The organism is Ensifer adhaerens, assembly GCF_020035535.1.
Taxonomy (GTDB): domain Bacteria; phylum Pseudomonadota; class Alphaproteobacteria; order Rhizobiales; family Rhizobiaceae; genus Ensifer.
The window spans coordinates 3,447,884-3,467,808 of record NZ_CP083349.1; the positions used below are offsets into that span (position 1 = coordinate 3,447,884).

A 19,925-nucleotide genomic window follows, 5' to 3' on the forward strand; every position below is an offset into this window, starting at 1 on the left:
CGCTCACCGAAGTGGTTGCCATGCCGGCCCTCGCCAAGCCTTAAGCTCCTGCAGAAACACCTGTAGGCGCGATGGCAGGAACCGCCGGGTCGGATAAACCGCGTGCACGAAAACATCCGGTGCCGACCACCCCGGAAGCACGCGCACGAGCTTGCCGCTCGCCAGCAGGCTGTCGCAGAAGATCGGCGGAAGCCGGCCGATGCCGTGGCCGCGTTCGGTCATGGCGCTCGCCGATTGAATATCGTGGACAGAAACCGCTCCGGTCACGGGAAGCCTGATCGATTCGGCACCCTTGACCAGGTGCCATTCGGCTTCGTTGCTGCGGGCATTGACCAGCACGCAGCGGTGGCCGCGTAGATCTTCGGGCTGCAACGGCACGCCCTGTTGGTCGAGATAACCAGGAGCCGCCACAAGGAAGTGGGTGCTTCTGCCGATGCGCTGCGCGACAAGCGACGAATCGCGCAATTCGCCAAATCGCACCGCCACGTCGATATTTTCGGCGACGAGGTCCATGAACACATTGGTGACGAGCAGATCGACCTCGATATCCGGGTACTTCTTCAGGAATGCAGACAGGAAGTCGAAGAACGGTGGCTGCCCCAGGGTCATGGGAACGGTGACCCGCAGCAATCCCTCGGGCTTTCTCTGCGCTTCGCTCAGCACCCGTTCCGCGTCGCGAAGCTGGTTCAGCGGTTCGCTGCACTCCGCATGATAGGCGCGCCCCTGTGCCGTGAGACTGAGCTTGCGCGTCGTCCGCTGGATCAGGGTGACGCCGAGCCGTTCCTCCAGAGCCGTGACCTTGCGGCTGACGGTGGAGACCGGCATGCCGAGCGCCTGCGCCGCCCGGCTGAAACTCTCGAATTGGGCAACGGCCGCAAAGACCGCGATGTCGTTCAGATCGACCATGCCGATTATTTTTGCACTACTGGAAAAGTAATTCCATATATTTCCATCTAATCGCGCAATCGGGTGGCAGCCATATTGATCTCACCGAAACCGTCCAACCACGGAGAGATCAGATGACAAACAAAGTCGCCATCGTCACCGGTGCATCCCAGGGCATCGGCGCGGGCCTGGCAAATGCTTTTCTGGCACAGGGCTATAGCGTCGTCGCGACCTCGCGCAATGTCAGCGGATCGCGCGAAATCACCGGGTCGGACAGACTCGCGCGGGTCGACGGCGATATCGCCGATCCCGCCACCGCCAAACGGGTCGTCGAAACCGCGATCGACCGCTTCGGTTCGATCGACGCGCTCGTCAACAATGCCGGCATCTTCTTCACCAAGCCTTTTGTCGACTACACGGCTGAGGACTATCGACTGCTGAGCGCCACCAACATCGAGGGCTTCCTGCACCTGACCCAACTGGTCGTCGGGCAGATGCTTGCGCAGAAGCGAGGCGGCAGCATTGTCAGCATCACGACGCCGCTCGCCGATCGCCCGATCGCAGGCATGAACGCCTCGGTCGCCATGCTGACCAAGGGCGGCATCAACGCAATCTCGAAGAATATCGCCATGGAATACGCAAGGGACGGAATCCGCGTCAACGTCGTGGCACCGGGCGTTGTCGACACGCCGCTCCACAAGGACAACCCGAAGGATTTCCTGAATACGCTCTCGCCGATGCACAGCATTTCCAGTGTCGACGAGATCGTCGATGCCGTGCTGTTCCTGACCAGGGCGCCGCGCATAACCGGTGAGGTACTGAACGTCGATGGCGGCGCGCACCTGGGGAAATGGTAACGGCAAGCGGCACCAGCCGCTTCGCACTCGATCAGCAAGAGCGGTTCGTCATTTGCCTGTCACGAACACAAGCTATTGAACAGTCACACCTTCTTGATGACCACGGATGAACTGGCATCGACGGAAGGTGATGAGGAAGGTCGGGTTTGCCCCGGCCTTTTTTGTTCTGGCCCTTCCTGTTTCGGCCAGGGCCTACCGCGCCGTCGCGGCCTGCTCGGACTGATAGCGTTCCTGCCCCATTGCCATGACCGCTCGAACCACAAGGATTGAAACCACGGCGACAATTGCGCCGGCGACCACATCGCTCAAATGATGCCCGCCCTCCGGCAGCGTACCGACGATCATCACGGCATTCAAAACCGCGATCGGGGCAGCGACCCAGCGAAGGCTGCGCAGGGAATAGATGATCATGATTCCGACGGCCGTGTGGTAGGAAGGGAAGGTCACAAGGCCTTGCGCATTTGCAACGAAAAGGTTGAAGCTTTCCCCGGACCTCAGCCTCAACAGTTCGGAGTAGTGCCACATCCCGGCTTGCGCAGTGAAAGCGTCGAAGGTTTCGGGCGCCGGATCGAAATAGGCATAGGCGCCGGCGGCTGGAAACATCGCCATCAACAGGCCGGTAAACACCGAGGACACCGCAAGCAGCGCGACGAACTCCAAAGCTTTGTCTGCTCGGCGAACCGCACTGTACAGCAGAAATAGCCCAATCACCTGAGGCGCCAGACTGTGATAGGCAATCACCAGTGCCCAGGCGACCGGCGGAGAGCCGTTCGTCGTCTCCAGAAACGAACGCCAATCGAATCCGAGTGCCGCGTCGAGTGCCGCCAAGTTGCCATCGACCAGGGGAACCTGAGTCGCCGAGGCGATATACATGAAGATCGCACTGACGAATCCGAGCGGCAAAAAGATCATGGAGACTGCGGCCAGCACAATCAGGCTGTCGGCGGCCCAGCGCATCGCACGGGCCGCCCAAGAGCTTTCGTCGCGCAGGCGGTAAAGAACAAGCCTGCCGATCAGGTAGGCGGCTAATGCGGCCGAGGCCGCCTTTGCCAGGCGACCAAAGTTTCGCGGATCAAGGCTGATTGTTGAAATCGGCAGCCACACAACATCGATCACCGCGAACAATAGAGTCACGGCAACGATGATCGAAACCAAACGACGATTAGCCCCCATGTCGACATAGAACCATTCTTTGCCAATACCGGCAATACTTGGTTCAACTGGCAACTCAATCATCCGGCCTGCATACGCGCAGACGGTGACCATCCGGGTCGAGCGCGACGAAGGTGCGGCCGAAAACGGCTGTTTTCAACTCCTGCTCGATCGTAATCCCTTGGCCCCGCCAGCCATCATAGAGACGCTCGACCTCCGCGTCATTCCTCACCATGAAAGCCACCTCCGAACGATGCCCTGTGCCTGATGAGACGAAGTCCCTCGCCGCAGTGGACCAGAGGCTGAAGGTCAAGCCGTTTTCGAGCGCGAAGGCGACATAGGTCGGGAAGGATGCGACGGGTTCGCGCCCAAAGAGGTCGGTATAGAACACAGCACTTCTTGCCGGATCGTTCACATAGAGGATGAGGTTCGGTGACAGCATCGTCGGGTCTCCTTTTCGATGCCCGGAACCTAGACGTTACCGCTGTCAGATTTTGTCAGCATGCAGCGCATAGCCAAAGGCCGCCGGACTTTGCGATCCGGCGGCCTTTGGCTGGAAGGCGGCACGTCAGAAGACGGCCAGGTATTTCAACAGAGAGATGATGCCGATGATGATCACGATGATCTGGACGATCTGTTTGGCACGCGCGTCGAGCGGCAGCCGCTGGACGAGATAAAGCACCAGCACGATGACAAGAAACGTAATCAGAATTCCGATAAGCAGCCCCATGGATCAACTCCCATTTTCACAACAGCGCCGCGATGGCGTCGGAAATGTAACTAGGAGGCGAGGGCAAAAGTTCCAATCGGGGCGTGAACTTATACGGCCGACAGGCCCGATACGCGCGGGGAGAATGCGGTTCACGCCGCCGAAGGATCGGCGTCAGGAGGCAGGCTTGCAGGCGATCCCCTGATCACCTTCGCCCTTCGTCGCATCGAACAGCGTTGCCTCGTCACCCTTGGTCCACCAGATGTACTGACCACCGGCATATTTGGCGCCCGAGCCCGAGATCACGTTCGATGCCACGACGAAGGTGCCGTCGATGGTGAAAGTCACCAGCGAGACCGGCCCGGCATTGATGTACTCGGCTTCCACCGGCTTGCCGCCGCAATCGTAGCGCATCGATTGCCGATCGACGGCACCGGCGCCCGGGACGCGGAAGGTCACGTCGGCCCCTTCGGAACCGGCCGCCATCAACGCCAGTTTGATCGCAGTCCGGCCCTCCGGCTTGTCGAGCACGAGCTTGGAGCCCTCGACGGTCCAGGAGAGTTCGCTGCGAAGCGCCTCCAGGAATTTCTGCTCCTGGGTCATCGCCGCCGGCACACACATCTTGCGCGTTGCAGCAGCGGGACCAAAGGTGATCTTCGAGCCCGAAAGGCTGAAGGTGCCGGTGAAATGGTTGCAGCCGGCCATGCCGCCATACGTGCCGTCCTCGCGGATTTCGAGCGTCGATTGCAGATTGTCTATCACGCCGCCGCCACCGATATCCTCGGCAAGCCAGGTGCCGACCAGCTGCTGTGGCACGTCTTCGGCCGCAACGGGCTGCATCGAGGCCATCTCGATGGTCACGCAAGCGCAGGAAACGGCGGTAATGACTTTCAGCATCGCGAATTCCTTCCAGCGTCGACTCAAGGATGCCCGATTCTTAGCCCGTAGACGCGACGGATTGAAGGCCGCGCCCTTGTTGCCGGCGAAATTCGCCTGTAGAGCCTAGCGCACAACATAAAAAAACTCGGATCGATCTCGCGAAGATCACGTGTGCGCGGCGAAAGCTGCGCCGGCACCCCGTCCGAAAAGAAGAACATGGGTATTGGCATGGCATCCCGCGACAGTGCGAAGCGCCGACTGACGATTCTCGGCTCGACCGGCTCGATCGGCACCAACACGCTCGACGTCATCGAGCGTCTCGGCGGCCGCGAGCGGTTCGACGTCGTCGCCGTCACCGGCAACGGCAACATTCCCCTGCTCGCCGAGCAGGCCGTGAAGGTTGGCGCAGAGCTCGCCGTCACCGCCAACGAAAACCAATACGAAAACCTGAAGGAAGCACTTGCCGGCACCGGCATTGCCGTTGCCGCCGGCAAGACCGGGCTGATTGAAGCGGCCGAACGTGACGCAGACTGGGTGATGGCGGCCATTGTCGGCAATGCCGGCCTTGCCCCGACGCTCGCCGCCGCGCGCCGCGGCGCAGACATCGCGCTTGCCAACAAGGAGTGCCTGGTTTCCGCCGGCAACCTGTTCATCGAGGCGGTGAAGAAGGGCGGCGGCCGGCTGCTGCCGGTCGACAGCGAACACAACGCCATCTTCCAGGTGCTGGAAGAGCACCAGCGCCACGCGGTCGAGCGCATTATCCTGACGGCGTCGGGCGGCCCCTTCCGCACCAAGTCGCTCGAGGAGATGCGATACGTGACCGCCGATGTCGCGCGTGCCCATCCGAACTGGTCGATGGGCCTGAAGATCTCGATCGACAGCGCCTCGATGTTCAACAAGGCACTGGAGATGATCGAGGCGAAGCACCTCTTTGCGCTGAAGCCGGAACAGGTGGAAGTGATCGTGCACCCGCAGTCGGTCATCCACTCGATGGTCGGCTACACCGACGGCTCGGTGCTGGCGCAGCTCGGCTGCCCGGACATGCGCACCGCCATCGGCTATGCGCTCTCCTATCCGAGCCGCTGCAACCTGCCGATCGAACGGCTCGATTTCGCCAAGCTGTCGCGGCTCGATTTCGAAGCGCCGGACGAAGTGCGCTTCCCGGCCATCCGCCTGGCGCGGCGTGCCATGGTCGAAGGCGGCGTTCAGGGCGCCGTGCTCAACGGCGCCAAGGAAACGGCGCTCGACGCCTTCATTGCCGGCCGCACCGGCTTTCTCGCCATGGCAGAGATCGTCGAAAAGGTCATGGACAGGCTCGCCGGTCTGCCGGCCGCCGCATCGATGGACGACGTCTTCGCCGCCGACGAAAAAGCCCGGCAACTGGCGGCCGGGCTTCTTCAGTAGTCCATTTTTTTCGACCGGCGCACCCGGCGCCGGCTTGATTGGCCTCAGGCCACGGCGCGGGCCAGCGCACAGCGCGACCACAGCGAATGCAGCGCGCCGACGAGGTGATCGATGTCGGCGTCCGAGTGCAGCGGCGTCGGGGTGATGCGCAGACGCTCGGTCTTCTTCGGCACCGTCGGATAGTTGATCGGCTGAACGTAGACTCCGAAGTTGTCGAGCAACAGGTCGGAGATCCACTTGCACTTGGCAGCATCGCCGACCATGACCGGCACGATATGGCTCGGGTTCGGCATATGCGGAATGCCACGCTGGTCGAGCAGCGAACGAAGGCGACGCACGCGCTCCTGGTGCGCGAAGCGCTCGACCTGGCTTTCCTTCAGGTGACGGATCGAGGCGAGCGCGCCGGCCGCAAGCGTCGGCGGCAGCGCCGTCGTGAAGATGAAGCCGGAAGCAAACGAGCGGATGAAGTCGCAGAGCGCCGCGGAGCCGGTGATGTAGCCGCCCATGACGCCGAAGGCCTTGCCGAGCGTGCCCTCGATGACCGTCAGGCGATGCATCAGGCCTTCGCGCTCGGCAATGCCGCCGCCGCGCGGACCGTACATGCCGACGGCATGGACTTCGTCGAGATAGGTCATGGCGCCGTACTTGTCGGCGAGGTCGCAGAATTCCTTGATCGGCGCGATGTCGCCGTCCATGGAATAGACGGACTCGAAGGCGATGAGCTTCGGCGCGCGCGGATCGGCGGCGGCGAGCTTTGCTTCGAGGTCAGCGACAGAATTGTGCTTGAAGATGACGCGCTCGCACTTGGAGTGACGGATCCCCTCGATCATCGAAGCGTGATTCCCGGCGTCCGAGAAGACGATGACACCAGGAATCTTGGAACAGAGCGTGCCAAGGGCGGCCCAGTTGGACACGTAGCCCGAGGTAAACAGCAGCGCCGATTCCTTGCCATGCAGGTCCGCGAGCTCGCGCTCAAGCAGGACGTGGTAGTGGTTGGTACCGGAGATGTTGCGGGTGCCGCCGGCGCCGGCGCCGCATTCGTCGATGGCGCGCTTCATGGCCCCGGTGACGACAGAATGCTGGCCCATGCCGAGATAGTCGTTCGAGCACCAGACGGTGACTTCCTGGACGCCCGCAGCCGTATGGCGCGCTGCCTTCGGAAAGTTGCCGCGATGACGGGCGAGGTCCGCGAAAACCCGGTAGCGGCCTTCCTGATGCAGTCCGTCCAGTTCGTTCTTAAAGAAATTCTCGAAATCCATCATTTTCTCCAGTGCCCGGTCGCTTTTCTTGATTCAAAGCGACCTGGGGTCAACCTCGGAATGCTAGGCATCTGCCAACTGCGGCAAAAGGCCCCTGAAGCGCTGCGCGTCCAATGAATGCATCACGGATGATCTAGCATTTTCGGGCCGAAGCATCTTCGCTGCTTTCACGGAAACCATTTCAAACCAGACAGCCCTAGTTTTGAAACATTCCAAAGAAAGCCTTAGCGCATGTTCATTCCTGCAAGCTTGATCGAAGTCAAGCAAGGATGAAAAAAGGACGGCCGAAACCGTCCTTTTTTGCTGTTCGCATTGGCGATGTCGACGCCGTTCAAGCCGCCGCCACGGCGCGCTTGGCCATGACCTTCACCAGGTTGGCGCGATAGGCCGCATCAGCGTGAATGTCGGAGAGCAGGTCCGAAGCATCGACGCTGATATTGGCGAGCGCATCCGGCGACCAGTTGGCCGAAAGTGCCGCTTCCATGTCCGACTGGCGAAAGACACCGTTTGCACCGGCACCGGTCACAGCCACACGAACCTCGCCATTATCCCGCCTCGCTACGAAGACGCCGGTCATCGCATAGCGCGATGCCGGATTGGCGAACTTCTGGTAGGCGGCCCTCGCCGGAGCGTCGAAGCTGATCGCGACGACGATTTCACTGTCTTCCAGCGCCGTTTCGAAGAGGCCGGCGAAAAAATCGTCCGCCGCGATCTCGCGCCTGTTGGTCACGATCGTTGCGCCAAGCGCCAGCATCGCTGCCGGATAGTCGGCCGCCGGGTCGTTGTTGGCGATGGAGCCGCCGATCGTACCCATATGCCGTACGTGCGGGTCGCCGATATGGCTGGCAAGGTTGCAGATCGCCGGACAAACGGTTCTGAGCGCAACCGACGAGGCCACGTCATAATGGGTCGTGGCCGCGCCGATCCGCACCGAGCGGCCGGAGACCGTGATGCCCTGCATCTCGGCGATATGGCGAAGGTCGATCAGATCGCTTGGCGCGGCCAGCCGCTGCTTCATCGTCGGGATCAGCGTCATACCGCCGGAGACATATTTGCCTTCGCCGGCCGCTTCCATTCGACTGACAGCATCCTGAACCGAGGACGCCCGGTGATATTGGGTCTCGTACATGAGTGTCCTCCTCAGTTGGCCGCGTTGACCGCCGCCCACACCTTGTGCGGTGTTGCCGGCATGGTGAGCTCGTTGTTGCCGATGGCATCGGTGATGGCGTTGATGAGCGCCGGTGGCGAGCCGATCGCGCCGGCCTCGCCGCAGCCCTTGATCCCCAGCGGATTGTTCGGGCAGGGCGTGTTCGAGGTCGAGACCTGGAACGACGGCAGATCGTCTGCGCGCGGCATGGCGTAGTCCATGTAGCTTGCCGTCAGAAGCTGACCCGAGGCATCATAGTGCACGCCTTCGAGCAACGCCTGGCCGATGCCCTGCGCCAGCCCGCCATGCACCTGTCCCTCGACGATCATCGGGTTGATGATGTTGCCGAAGTCGTCGGCGGCGACGAACTGGATGATCTTGGTCCGGCCCGTTTCCGGATCGACCTCCACCTCGCAGATGTAGCAACCGGCCGGGAAGGTGAAGTTGGCCGGGTCGTAGAAGGCGCCCTCCTTCAGCCCCGGCTCCATGCCTGCCGGCAGATTATGGGCGGTATAGGCGGCAAGCGCCATCTGGAACCAGGGCACCGCCTTGTCGGTACCGGCGACTTTCAGTTCTCCGTTTTCGATGACGATGTCGCTCTCGTCCGCTTCCATCAGATGCGCAGCAATTTTCTTCGCCTTGGCCTCGACCTTGTCGAGCGCCTTGACGACGGCCGACATGCCGACGGCGCCGGAACGGGAACCATAGGTACCCATGCCCATCTGAACCTTGTCGGTATCGCCATGCACGATGTTGACGCTGTCGAGCGGCACACCAAAGCGATCTGCGACGAGCTGGGCAAAGGTCGTCTCGTGGCCCTGGCCATGGCTGTGCGAGCCGGTCAGGACCTCGATCGTACCGACGGCGTTGACCCGCACCTCGGCCGATTCCCAAAGCCCGACGCCGGCGCCGAGCGAACCCACCGCTGCCGACGGCGCAATGCCGCAGGCCTCGATGTAGCAGCTCATGCCGATGCCGCGCTTCATGCCGCGGCCGGCGGCTTCCGCCTTGCGCGCGGCAAAGCCGTTCCAGTCGGCCGCCTTCATCGCCGCTTCGAGCGAGGCGTCGTAGTCGCCGGCGTCATAGTTCATGATGACAGGCGTCTGGTGCGGGAAGGAGCGGATGAAATTGACCCGACGCAATTCCGCAGGCGAGACGCCGAGTTCGCGCGCCGCCGTCTCCATCGTGCGTTCGAGCAGGTATGTCGCTTCCGGCCGCCCGGCACCGCGATAGGCATCGACCGGCGCCGTGTTGGTGTAGACGGTGCGAACGTTCGCATGGATCGCCGGGATGTCGTACTGGCCGGAGAGCAGCGTCGCATAGAGATAGGTCGGCACCGCCGAGGAGAAGAGCGACATATAGGCGCCGAGATTGGCGACCGTATCGACCTTGAGCCCGATGATACGATTGTTCGCATCGAATGCCATCTTCACCTTCGACACGTGGTCGCGGCCATGCGCATCGGTCAGGAATGCCTCGGTGCGATCCGACGTCCATTTGACCGGCACGCCGGTGCGTTTCGAGGCCCACAGACAGACGATCTCTTCCGGATAAATGTAGATCTTCGACCCGAAGCCGCCACCGACATCGGGTGCGATGACCCGAAGCTTGTTCTCCGGAGCGACATTATAGAAGGCGCTCATCACCAGCCGCGCCACATGCGGGTTCTGGCTGGTCGTGTAGCAGGTGTAGTGGTCGTCGCCGGCGTCATAGATCCCGAGCGCCGCGCGCGGCTCCATCGGGTTGGGCGAGAGCCGGTTGTTGTGGATCGTGATCTCGGTGACGTGCGCCGCAGCGGCGATCGCCTTGTCGGTATCCGTTTCGTCACCGATCTGCCAGTCGAAGATCAGATTGTTCGGTGCCTCCGGGTGAAGCTGCGGCTGCCCTGCCTCCAGCGCCCTGGACGCATCGGTCACGACGGGAAGCTCCAGGTAATCGACGACGACGGCCTCGGCCGCGTCACGCGCCTCGGCAACACTATCGGCAACGACGATTGCAACGGCATCGCCGACATAACGAACGGTTTCATGCGCGAGCGGGCGCCAGGCGCCCATCTTCATCGGCGAGCCATCCTTGGAATGGATCATCCAGCCGCAGATCAGGTTGCCGATGCCATCGGCGAGGATCTGCTTGCCGTCGAGCACGTCGATCACGCCGGGCATGCCCTTGGCCGCAGACGCATCCACCTTCAGGATCTTCGCATGCGCATGCGGGCTGCGTACGAAGACTGCATATTTCATGCCCGGCACGGACATGTCGTCCGTATAGCGGCCCTTGCCGGTCAGGAACCGCTTGTCCTCCTTGCGCGCCACGCGCGCGCCAATGCCTTCAACTCCCATTGCCGATCTCCTCCCGAGATTTCCAGCGACAGTCCTTCGATGACATGCAGGGCGACGCCTTGTTCGCCCTCATCGGGCCGCTACTCCGCGGCCACCCGGGCGCCGCTCATCTCGGCGGCAGCGGCAAGGATTGCCTTGACGATATTGTGGTAGCCGGTGCAGCGACAGATGTTGCCTTCGAGTTCGGCGCGCACCGTCGCCTCGTCCAATTGGCCCTGATGCCGGCGGATCATGTCGACGGCGGTCATCACCATGCCGGGCGTGCAGAAGCCGCATTGCAGGCCGTGATTGGCCTTGAACGCTGCCTGCACCGGATGCAGCTCGCCGTCCGCCGCCAACCCTTCGATGGTGGTGATCGTGGACCCTGCCGCCTGCGCGGCGAGGATGGAACAGCTTTTGACCGATTTTCCGTCCATATGGATGACGCAGGCGCCGCACTGCGAGGTGTCGCAGCCCACATGGGTGCCCGTCAGTCCAAGATTTTCACGTATGAATTGCACCAGTAGTGTGCGGTCATCGCAATGCCCGCTCACCTGACGGCCGTTGACCGTCATTGTCACTTTCGCCATTTCGCTCCTCCGGGGTCGGTCAATGCCAACACGAGCGCGGCCAAAAAGTCGGGTGAGATGGTTCACGCGACTAGGATACGCGCCAACTGATATCGATGCCCTTCGCCTACGGATCCACTCCTCCTGGAATTCGCAGGCTTGTTTGTATCATTTGTCTTTTTTTGGAATGCCGCAACCGCTACGGCTCATCGGACGACAAAATTTTTCTACACCGGTTGTATCTGCGGGAACTGCGCCTTCATGTCCCGTTCAGGAACGATATCATTATCTTGCGCGCCGGAAGAAGCCGCAGGCCCCGTAGACTTTCAATGGGGACCGCGTATTTTCCGAACTGCAAGTTCAGGTGGAGCGGGATGATCCCGGCTCCGCCATCATCCAAGTACGGACACAGCAACAGGCTGAGATCCGTAGAGATCGGAGAGGACAACATGAAGAAAGCCATCGCACTTGTGCTGGTCGCCCTGTCGGTCGCAAGCTGCACCCAGACGGAAAAGGGCGCCGGCATCGGTGCCGTTTCCGGCGCGATCATCGGCGGCGCGGTCACCGGCGACGTCCGTGGCGCAGCGGTCGGTGCGGCCATCGGCGGCGTTTCCGGCGCGGTCATCGGCCACGTCACGGAACAGCCGGGTCAGTGCTACTACCGCGACCGCTACGGCCGCCGCTACATCGACTCCTGCCCGCGCTAAAGGCGTGGCAAAGACGATCGTCCTCCGGCGTGGCGCAAGCCCGCCGGAGGATCCGTTCACCCCCTCATGGCGGATAGCCTGAGGGGGTTTTTCGTTTCGGGTGTCCGGCAAATCCGGGCATGGCCCAAGAAATGATCCGGCGTGCGCAAACCGGGTGGTTATCGTCCACGCAAATCCGTCTGCTGTCCTCGAGATGTCATCATCGAGGTCATTCCATGTCGAAAATACCAAGCACTCCATTGCCGTCAGCCTTCAAGCGGATCGGCTGGTCCAACCTGTTCGCGCAGTTCTCGGAGCAGATGGCGCTGGCCGCCGCCCCGCTTGCGGCCGTGATTCTGCTTGCCGCCGGCCCGGCGGAGACCGGATGGCTGCAGATGGCGCAGACGCTTCCGTTCCTCCTGCTCTCCATCCCGGCCGGCCTGGTCGCTGATCGCGCCTCCCGACGCCGGCTGATGGTCACCTCGGAAATGCTGCGCGCGCTGTCGCTGGCCGCCACGCTGCTGCTGATGCTCAGCGGCCTGTTGACCCTGCCGCTTCTGGCCGTGATGGGTTTCATCGGCGCCATCGGTACCGTCTGCTACAATGTCGCGGCCCCCGCTCTCATCCCGGCGATCGTACCCCGCAACCAACTGGCCGATACCAATCGCTGGCTGGAGCTCGCCCGCAGCCTTGCCTATTCCGGCGGACCGGCGATCGGCGGCGCAATCGTTGCATGGACGGGCGCGTCGCTCGCCTATGTCGCCGCCACCTCGCTTTCCCTTCTCTCCGTCGTCCTGCTTGCCGGCCTTCGTGATCACCACCAGCCGAGCAATCCAAAGCGCAAGCTTCTTCAGGATCTGGTCGAAGGTGCACGTTTCCTTGCCGGCCACACGCTGCTCAGGCCCATTCTCGTCACGGCGATCGTCTTCAATACGGCCTGGTTCGTGCTGCAGGCGGTCTATGTCGTCTATGCCATTCACACCCTCGGCCTGACGGCGGCCGGCGTTGGCATCACGCTTGGCATCTATGGCGCCGGGATGATGATCGGTGCCTTCGCCGCACCTGCCATTTCGCGCCGCATCCCGTTCGGGGTGATGATTGCGCTTGGTCCGCTCGGCGGGTTGGCGGGCGCCGCCGTGATGCTCTCGACGATCTGGGTACCCTCAGGCGCCCTTGCCGGGTTGAGCTTCTTTTTATTCGGCGCCGGCCCGGTTCTCTGGTCGATCGCCACCCTCACCTTGCGCCAGGCCGTCACGCCGAATGCGATGCTCGGGCGTGTATCCGCCTTCATCACCACAGCCACGTTCGGCGCGCGGCCGATCGGCGCAGCGCTCGGGGCGCTCGTCGCCACGCGCTTCGGCGTCGAGGCATGTCTGGCCGTTGCCGCCGCAGGTTTCCTGGTCCAGTTTCTCGTCATCATCGCCTCCCGCGTGCCGCAGTTGCGGGCGCTGCCGGAAGCCGCCTAAGCCCGAGCAGCCGCAGACAAAGCCAGCCAAACGCCCGGCAAGAGGCCGGCGCGCTTGGCTGGCCGCCATCCGTCCAGAGCCTATGGTTGTGCTGCGCAGACAACATTTCGGAGCTTTTTCCATGAAATCGGCACCGAAAATCGGCATCGGGGGTGGATGCAGCCGGCCGTCATCGTTAACAGATGGAAAACCTTAGGCATGCAATAGTGACCCCCGCCGCATATGAAGGCAGTTTGTATTGGGTCGCCTGAAGACGGGATGCGGAAGCGAATGTCCCCACCACGGTCGAGTATTGCGTACTGGAAGGCCGCAACTGCGCTTGCAGTCGCCTTCTCGTTTGCGCTCGGCCCGATTTCCGTCAAAAGCGCCCATGCCTTCAAGCTCTTTGGCATGAAGTTCTTCGAGAGCGACGAAGAGGAAGCGCCGGTCATCGACCCGGTCAACTATACGCTCACCTTCGACGCCGGCACTGAAGACGACGAACTGAAGGAAGCGCTCGAAAACAGCTCTCAGCTTGTCCAGGGGCAGGAAAAGCCCGTCTCCGGCGATCTCGGTCTTGCCATCCGCGCGCGCGACGATCGCGACCGGCTGCTCGCTGCGCTCTACGAAAAGGCCCGCTACGGCGGCACCGTGGCGATCCGCGTCAACGGCCAGGACATCGACAGCCTGCCGCCGGATCCGTCCTTCCCCGACGGGAAGGCGATCCCGGTGACCGTCACCGTCACGCCCGGTCCGGCATTCACGGTCGGATCCGTCAAGTTCGAGGGCGATGCCGCAGGGTTCAACCCTGCTGACTATGGCCTGCCGGCCGGCGGACGCGCAGACTCGACCCTGATCATCAAGGCCGGCGAAAAGGTCGTGAACGACCTGCGCGAGCAGGGCCGGCCGATGGCCAAGCTCACCGAACGCAGCGCCGTCGCCAACCACGCCAATTCCACCGTCGACGTCGTCATCGGCGCAAGCGGCGGGCCGGTTGCGCCCGTCGGCGATGTCAGCGTGTCGGGCACCAAGACCGTCGACCCCGCTTTCGTGCGCGACTATTCACGCCTCAACGAAGGTCGTCCCTATTCGCCCGAGGATATCCGCAAGGCATCCGAGCGCCTGCGCCAACTCGGCGTGTTCTCGAGCGTGACGATCAAGGAAGCCAGTACACTGTCGCCGGATGGATCGCTCCCGATGAAGATCGAGGTCTCCGAGGGCAAACACAAATATTTCGGTTTCGGCGCCCAGGTTTCGACCACCGACGGTCTCGGGCTTTCGGGCTACTGGGGACATCGCAACCTCTTCGGCCGGGCGGAATCGCTGCGGATCGAAGGCTCGGTCGATCGCATCGGCGAGACGAAGGAGCTGGACAAGCTCGACTATTCGGTCGGCATCCTCTTTGCCAAGCCCGGCGCCTTTGGCCCCGCCTCGACCTTTACTGCCAGCCTCAAGGCCAACATCCAGGACCCGGATGCCTACCGCGCCAAGATCCTCACGGGCGCGGCCGGTGCAACCTTCGAACTCTCGGACACCGACACCGTCTCCGGTGGCGGCGAGCTGAGCTGGGCCAATATCGACGACGCCTTTGGCTCGAACTCCTACCTGACGGCCGCCATCCCGCTCGAGTATGTGCGCGATACCCGCAACGACAAACTGAACGCGACCGAAGGCTACCGGGCGATGATCAACGCCAAGCCGAGCTACGAGATCAAGGGCCAGACCTTCTTCTCGTCCTTCGAAGCGTCGGCATCGGGCTACCATGCGCTCGGCGACGAGAAGCGTTTCGTTCTCGCCGGCAAGATCGGCGCCGGCATGCTCGTCGGCGGCAGTGGGCTTGAGGATATCCCGGCAAACCGCCGCTTCTATCTCGGCGGCGGCGGCTCGGTGCGCGGCTATTCCTACCAGGAAATCGGCCCGCGCAATTCCGAAAACAGGGAGACCGGCGGGCGTTCCTATGTCAACGCCTCGCTCGAAGCCCGCATCGCGGTCACCGACACCATCGGCGTGGTGCCGTTTATCGATGCCGGCACGGTCTCGGCGAATACGACGCCCGACTTCTCCGACATTCGCGCCGGCGCCGGCATCGGGCTGCGCTATGCGACACCCTTCGGTCCTATCCGTCTCGACTTCGCCGTGCCGCTCAACAAGTACCCCGGTGGCACCAAGTACGGAATTTACGCCGGTATCGGCCAATCCTTCTGATTCCTGATTTTGGTGATTCGAACAGATTCCCCTCAGGATTCGGCAAATTGCCCTCATCCATTGATAGTTTCGCCCTGCGGCGATTCCGCTGCAGCGCAACTTGCGCTATGGGTAGAGCATGAATCAGGTCGTCCGCTTCCTTCGCGCGACGCTGCGCTATGGCCTTCGTGTGCTTGGCGTGATTGCGGTCGTTGCCCTCCTTCTCGTCGCCTTCGTGGGCTTCACGACTCCCGGCGCACGCCTCGTCGCCTGGGCAATCGAGAAATATGCGGCAACACCTGACCAGATCGTGCGCATCGCCGACCCGAGCGCGCTCCTGACGGGTGAGTTTGCAGCGGGAAGCATCACGCTCTTCGACGGCCAGGGTGTCTATGCAGAGGTCCGCGACCTCAAGCTCAACTGGTCGCCGGCAGCCCTCCTCTCCTTCCGCTTCGACGCCGCAGCCATCTCCGCCGGCTCAGTGCGTGTCGAACGGCTGCCGATCCCCTCGACCGAGACCAAGGAAGTGCGTTCGACTTTCGCGCTTCCCGTCGACGTCAAGATCGACGCGATCGATCTGAAGGAGATCGTCATTGGCAAGGCAATCGCCGGCGAAGACCAGTTCCTGACCGCCGGCGGCAAGATCAATGCGACCAACGAGAGCATCGCCCTCAGCCTGACCGCGGCCCAGCGCGATCGGCCGGAAGCGCGCGCCGTCGCCGATATCGTCTTCAATCCGGCGGGCAACGAGCTGAAGCTCGAAGCGACCGTAGACGAGCCCAACAACGGCGTCCTGGCAAAACTTCTTCGCCTGCCCAACGAGCCCGCAGTCAACATCAAGCTGACCGGCCAGGGACCGCTTTCCGATTGGGCCGGCACCGCAACGGCAGCACTCGACGGCAGCGAGATCCTCAAGCTCGACGGTCGCCACCTTCAGACGCCGGACGGCATGCACCGGCTGACCGTCACGGGCGGTGGCGGCTTCGGCTCGCTGATGCCGCCGGCATTGCGGCCGATGTTCGAGGGCGAGACCAGCATCGACGTCGCAGCCGCGTTCAACGGCCAGGGCATGGTGCGCGTCGACAAGGGGCAGATCGCGACCGGTGCGCTTACCTTTGGCGCCTTTGGCACCTTCGACAGCAAGGGCGACAACAATCTTCAGGCCAGACTTGCCGGCACCAACGGCGCGATCGACTTCCGCTGGCCGCTGCAGAAGGGCGAGGCACAGGCGAAGATCAACGCCGTCAACCTGTCGCTGATCGGCGGCGCGCAGGCCGCAATCCTCGATCTCGCCGCCGACGTCGCCTCGGTCGCGCTTCCGGACGTCGCGCTCGGTTCGCTCAAGCTTTCGGCGCGCAGCGACGGCTTCAATCTCCAGGCCCAGTCCGGTGCGGTGAAAACCGCGCTCGAAGTGGGCGAAGCTGGCTTCAACGACGCCAATCTCGCCCGGCTGGTGCAGGCGCCGATGAAGGTGGATGCCAGCCTCGCGGTGACCAAGGAAAGCATCAGCTTCGACCCGGTGACGATCGAAAGCCCGGGCATCGGCGGTTCGATCAATGGCACTTTCTCACGCGAAGAGAACACGGTTGCCGCCGCGTTCAAGCTCTTTGCCGTGCCGGGGGCTCTGCCGCCGGCCGCAGCGGCGAAGTTCGATGGCACCATTGCGCTCGCCGGCGAGGTGAAGACGGCAAACGACGGCAGCGTGACCGTCGAGGGGCTCGAACTCAAATCGAGCACGATCGAGGCTGCCGGCACTGTCGCCCTGGCTCAGGGCCAGCTCACCACCGATCTCAAAGGAAAGCTGCCCAATCTGGGCAGGCTGCTGGCGGATGCCAAGGGCGAAGCTGAGTTCACGGCAGCGGTGACCGGCCCGCTTGCCGAACTCGGCATCAAGGCCGAACTGACCTCGAGCGGCGCGACGCTTGCCGGACGTACGCTCAGCGACCTTACGATCAATGCTGATGCCAAAGCCAACCCATCAAGCCCGCAAGCGAGCCTGACTGCAACCGGTGCGCTCGACGGCCAGGTGATCGACGTGAAGGCGGACGTCGTTTCCAAGGACGGCCGCACCGCGATCCCTGTGCTCGAAGCCAGGATCGGGGAGAACAAGCTGACCGGGACGATCAGCTTCACCCCCGATTTCAAGCCGGACGGCACGATCGATTTCAACCTGCCCGATCTCGGCCTGCTCGCCGCCATGGCCGGGCAGAAGGCTTCGGGTGATCTCAACGGCTCGGCCGCAATCAAGACCGCCAACGGCATCACCTCCGTCGTCGTCAAGGCCGGCGGCAGCGGCATCAAGCGCGATGAATTGACGATTGCCAAGCCGACCGCCGATATCACGATCTCCGATGTCGCGGCCCTTGCCATCAAGGGCAGCGTGCGCGCTGAGACGGTTGCGCAGGGGGCCAACCGTGTCGCCGGGCTCGCCGTCGACTTCCAGCAGCAGGCGGGACGCACCGGGTTTTCGATCGACGGCAAATATGATGGCGGACCGCTCACCGCCAAGGGCGATCTTACGAGCGCGAAGGGGCGCACGGAAATCCGGCTCGCATCCTTCGGCGCGACGCCGAAGGGCGTCGCGCTCAAGCTCGCGCAGCCGACGGTGATCGCCATCGAAAACGGCACCGTCCGCCTCAATGCGCTGACGATCCAGGCCTCGAACGGCACCATCACCGTCAACGGCAGCGCCGGCGAAAAGCTCGACATCGCCGCAAAGCTCAATGCCCTGCCCGCAGCGCTGGTCAATGCCTTTGCGCCTGATCTCGGCGCCGAGGGCACGATCGCCGGCACGGTCAACGTGAGTGGCGCAGCGTTGGCGCCGATCGTCGCCTACGACCTCCGATGGTCTGGTGCCTCGCTCGCCGCAGCCCGCACTGCCGGGGTCAGCGCCTTCGATATCGCGGCCGACGGCAAGTTTGCCAACAACAAGGTGACGCTCGACACGACCTTGTCAGGCGCCGGTGGCCTTTCTTTCAAGGGCGGCGGCAATGTCGATATCGGCGGCAACATGCCGATCGCAATGAAATTCAACGGCAACCTGCCCTTTGCCCTCATCGCCAACCTGATGGCGGAAAAAGGCTTCACGCTGACAGGCCGGGCGGGCATCGACCTGACCGTATCCGGCTCCGCCAAGGCGCCTCAGATCGCCGGCACCCTTACCACCTCAGGCGGCCGGCTCGTCGACGTGCGCCGTAACCTGGCACTCAACGACCTCACGGCCAATGTCGCACTCGACGGCAAGCAGGCGACGATCTCGAAGCTCTCGGCCAATCTCGCGACGGGCGGTTCAATCGAGGCGACTGGCACCGTCGGCACGGTCCCCGGCTCCGGCTTCCCGGCCAATCTGACGATCCGCCTGAACAATGCAACTTACGTCGACGGCACGCTGTTCAACGCCAATCTCGCCGGCGAACTGACGCTGACCGGCCCGCTGGTCGCGACCCCGACGCTCGGCGGCAAGGTCACGATCCGCAAGGCCTCGATCACCATTCCCGAGAAGTTGCCGACCTCGCTCTCGGCGATCGACATCAAGCACAAGAATGCGCCGCCCAAGGTGCAGAAGATGGTCAAGGACCTGCGCAAGGAAGACGTGCCGGCTGCCGGCGCCAATGCCAGTGGCGTCATTGCCTTCGACCTTGCCGTCAACGCTCAGCAGGTCTTCGTGCGCGGCCGCGGCATTGACGCAGAACTCGGCGGCGACCTGACGATCCGAGGTACGGCCGTGCAGCCGTCCGTTTCCGGCGGCTTCGAGATGCGGCGCGGGCGCCTCGAAATCCTCGGCAAACGCCTCACCTTTACCGACGGCAACATCGGCTTCGGCGGCGACCTGATCCCGACGCTCGACCTCAAGGCGACCTCCAGCGTCGGCGCGACGACCATCACCGTCTCGGTCGCGGGCCTCGCCAACAATCCGCAGATCACCTTCTCGTCCTCCCCGGCACTGCCGCAGGACGAGATCCTGGCGCAGCTGATCTTCAACCGGTCGCTGTCCAATCTCTCGGCCTTCCAGATCGCCCAGCTCGCCTCCGCCGTCAGCCAGCTTGCCGGTGGCGGTTCGACATCGCTGCTCGACGGCCTGCGCAACAAACTCGGCGTCGACGACCTCGACGTCACCACCGACGAGAACGGTGGCGCTTCGGTGCGCGCCGGCAAGTATCTGAACGACCGGACCTATATCGAGCTGCAGCAGGGTTCCGATTCCGCCTCCAGCAAGGCGGTCATCAACCTCGACGTCGGCAAGGGCGTGAAGCTCAAGGGCTCGGCCGCCGGCGACGGCTCAGCGGCGGGCGGCATCTTCTTCGAAAAGGAATATTGAGCGGCGGTCGATCCGGAAAGGCACTTCCTCCGCCCCATGCAACGGATTGAACAAAGCCCGCGGATCGATTGCGATCCGCGGGCTTTATCGTCCTGGCGACAACTTCTCTACGA

General features: G+C 63.0%; 15 protein-coding genes. 6 read left to right on the forward strand and 9 right to left on the reverse strand.

Features of this window, described 5'->3' with window-relative positions; translation table 11 throughout:
- Positions 1-3: 3 nt before the first annotated feature.
- Entirely contained in the window at positions 4-906 is a 903-nt protein-coding gene (locus LAC81_RS16860) for a LysR family transcriptional regulator (protein WP_223725729.1), read from the reverse strand.
- Between the two features lie 113 nt (positions 907-1,019).
- On the opposite strand from LAC81_RS16860, the gene LAC81_RS16865 reads away from it, so the two are divergent.
- On the forward strand, positions 1,020-1,742 hold the full coding sequence (locus LAC81_RS16865) for an SDR family NAD(P)-dependent oxidoreductase (RefSeq protein WP_223725730.1): 723 nt from the start codon (positions 1,020-1,022) through the stop codon (positions 1,740-1,742).
- Positions 1,743-1,934: 192 nt separating this feature from the next.
- Here the strand turns inward: LAC81_RS16865 and LAC81_RS16870 are convergent, their stop codons facing one another.
- From LAC81_RS16870 to LAC81_RS16885, 4 genes are all read right to left on the reverse strand, one after another.
- A complete protein-coding gene (locus LAC81_RS16870; protein WP_223725731.1) occupies positions 1,935-2,978 on the reverse strand; it encodes a phosphatase PAP2 family protein in 1,044 nt (347 codons plus the stop codon).
- The gene (locus LAC81_RS16875) at positions 2,971-3,336 is read right to left on the reverse strand and encodes a VOC family protein (protein ID WP_223725732.1); all 366 of its coding nucleotides are present in this window, start codon (positions 3,334-3,336) and stop codon (positions 2,971-2,973) included. Before LAC81_RS16875 ends, LAC81_RS16870 begins: the two co-directional genes overlap by 8 nt.
- Before the next feature lie 126 nt (positions 3,337-3,462).
- The gene (locus tag LAC81_RS16880; RefSeq protein ID WP_089044368.1) at positions 3,463-3,624 is read right to left on the reverse strand and encodes a Thivi_2564 family membrane protein; all 162 of its coding nucleotides are present in this window, start codon (positions 3,622-3,624) and stop codon (positions 3,463-3,465) included.
- Between the two features lie 153 nt (positions 3,625-3,777).
- Entirely contained in the window at positions 3,778-4,500 is a 723-nt protein-coding gene (locus tag LAC81_RS16885) for an META domain-containing protein (RefSeq protein ID WP_223725733.1), read from the reverse strand.
- Positions 4,501-4,710: 210 nt separating this feature from the next.
- Between LAC81_RS16885 and dxr the strand changes: the two genes are divergently transcribed.
- A complete protein-coding gene (dxr, locus tag LAC81_RS16890; RefSeq protein ID WP_223725734.1) occupies positions 4,711-5,886 on the forward strand; it encodes a 1-deoxy-D-xylulose-5-phosphate reductoisomerase in 1,176 nt (391 codons plus the stop codon).
- A gap of 44 nt (positions 5,887-5,930) precedes the next feature.
- Here dxr and hemA read toward each other — a convergent pair whose 3' ends face one another.
- The 4 genes from hemA to LAC81_RS16910 all read right to left on the reverse strand — a co-directional run bounded on the left by hemA (position 5,931) and on the right by LAC81_RS16910 (position 11,200).
- The gene (hemA, locus tag LAC81_RS16895; RefSeq protein ID WP_223725735.1) at positions 5,931-7,145 is read right to left on the reverse strand and encodes a 5-aminolevulinate synthase; all 1,215 of its coding nucleotides are present in this window, start codon (positions 7,143-7,145) and stop codon (positions 5,931-5,933) included.
- 331 nt (positions 7,146-7,476) lie between these two features.
- Positions 7,477-8,274, reverse strand: a complete 798-nt coding sequence (locus LAC81_RS16900; protein WP_223725736.1) for an FAD binding domain-containing protein — start codon at positions 8,272-8,274, stop codon at positions 7,477-7,479.
- 11 nt (positions 8,275-8,285) lie between these two features.
- Positions 8,286-10,631, reverse strand: a complete 2,346-nt coding sequence (locus LAC81_RS16905) for a xanthine dehydrogenase family protein molybdopterin-binding subunit (RefSeq protein ID WP_223725737.1) — start codon at positions 10,629-10,631, stop codon at positions 8,286-8,288.
- Positions 10,632-10,711: 80 nt separating this feature from the next.
- Positions 10,712-11,200 carry a (2Fe-2S)-binding protein gene (locus tag LAC81_RS16910; RefSeq protein WP_034802397.1) on the reverse strand — a complete coding sequence of 163 codons (489 nt, stop codon included), beginning with the start codon at positions 11,198-11,200 and terminating at the stop codon, positions 10,712-10,714.
- A 428-nt stretch (positions 11,201-11,628) separates the two neighbouring features.
- Between LAC81_RS16910 and LAC81_RS16915 the strand changes: the two genes are divergently transcribed.
- The 4 genes from LAC81_RS16915 (at position 11,629) to LAC81_RS16930 (ending at position 19,812) form a co-directional block, all read left to right on the forward strand.
- Positions 11,629-11,886: a glycine zipper domain-containing protein gene (locus tag LAC81_RS16915; RefSeq protein ID WP_113541022.1), complete on the forward strand. Its 258-nt coding sequence runs from the start codon at positions 11,629-11,631 to the stop codon at positions 11,884-11,886.
- A gap of 215 nt (positions 11,887-12,101) precedes the next feature.
- A complete protein-coding gene (locus LAC81_RS16920; RefSeq protein WP_223725738.1) occupies positions 12,102-13,331 on the forward strand; it encodes an MFS transporter in 1,230 nt (409 codons plus the stop codon).
- 270 nt (positions 13,332-13,601) lie between these two features.
- Entirely contained in the window at positions 13,602-15,515 is a 1,914-nt protein-coding gene (locus tag LAC81_RS16925; RefSeq protein WP_223725739.1) for an autotransporter assembly complex protein TamA, read from the forward strand.
- Between the two features lie 118 nt (positions 15,516-15,633).
- Entirely contained in the window at positions 15,634-19,812 is a 4,179-nt protein-coding gene (locus LAC81_RS16930; protein WP_223725740.1) for a translocation/assembly module TamB domain-containing protein, read from the forward strand.
- The last annotated feature ends 113 nt before the right edge of the window (positions 19,813-19,925 follow it).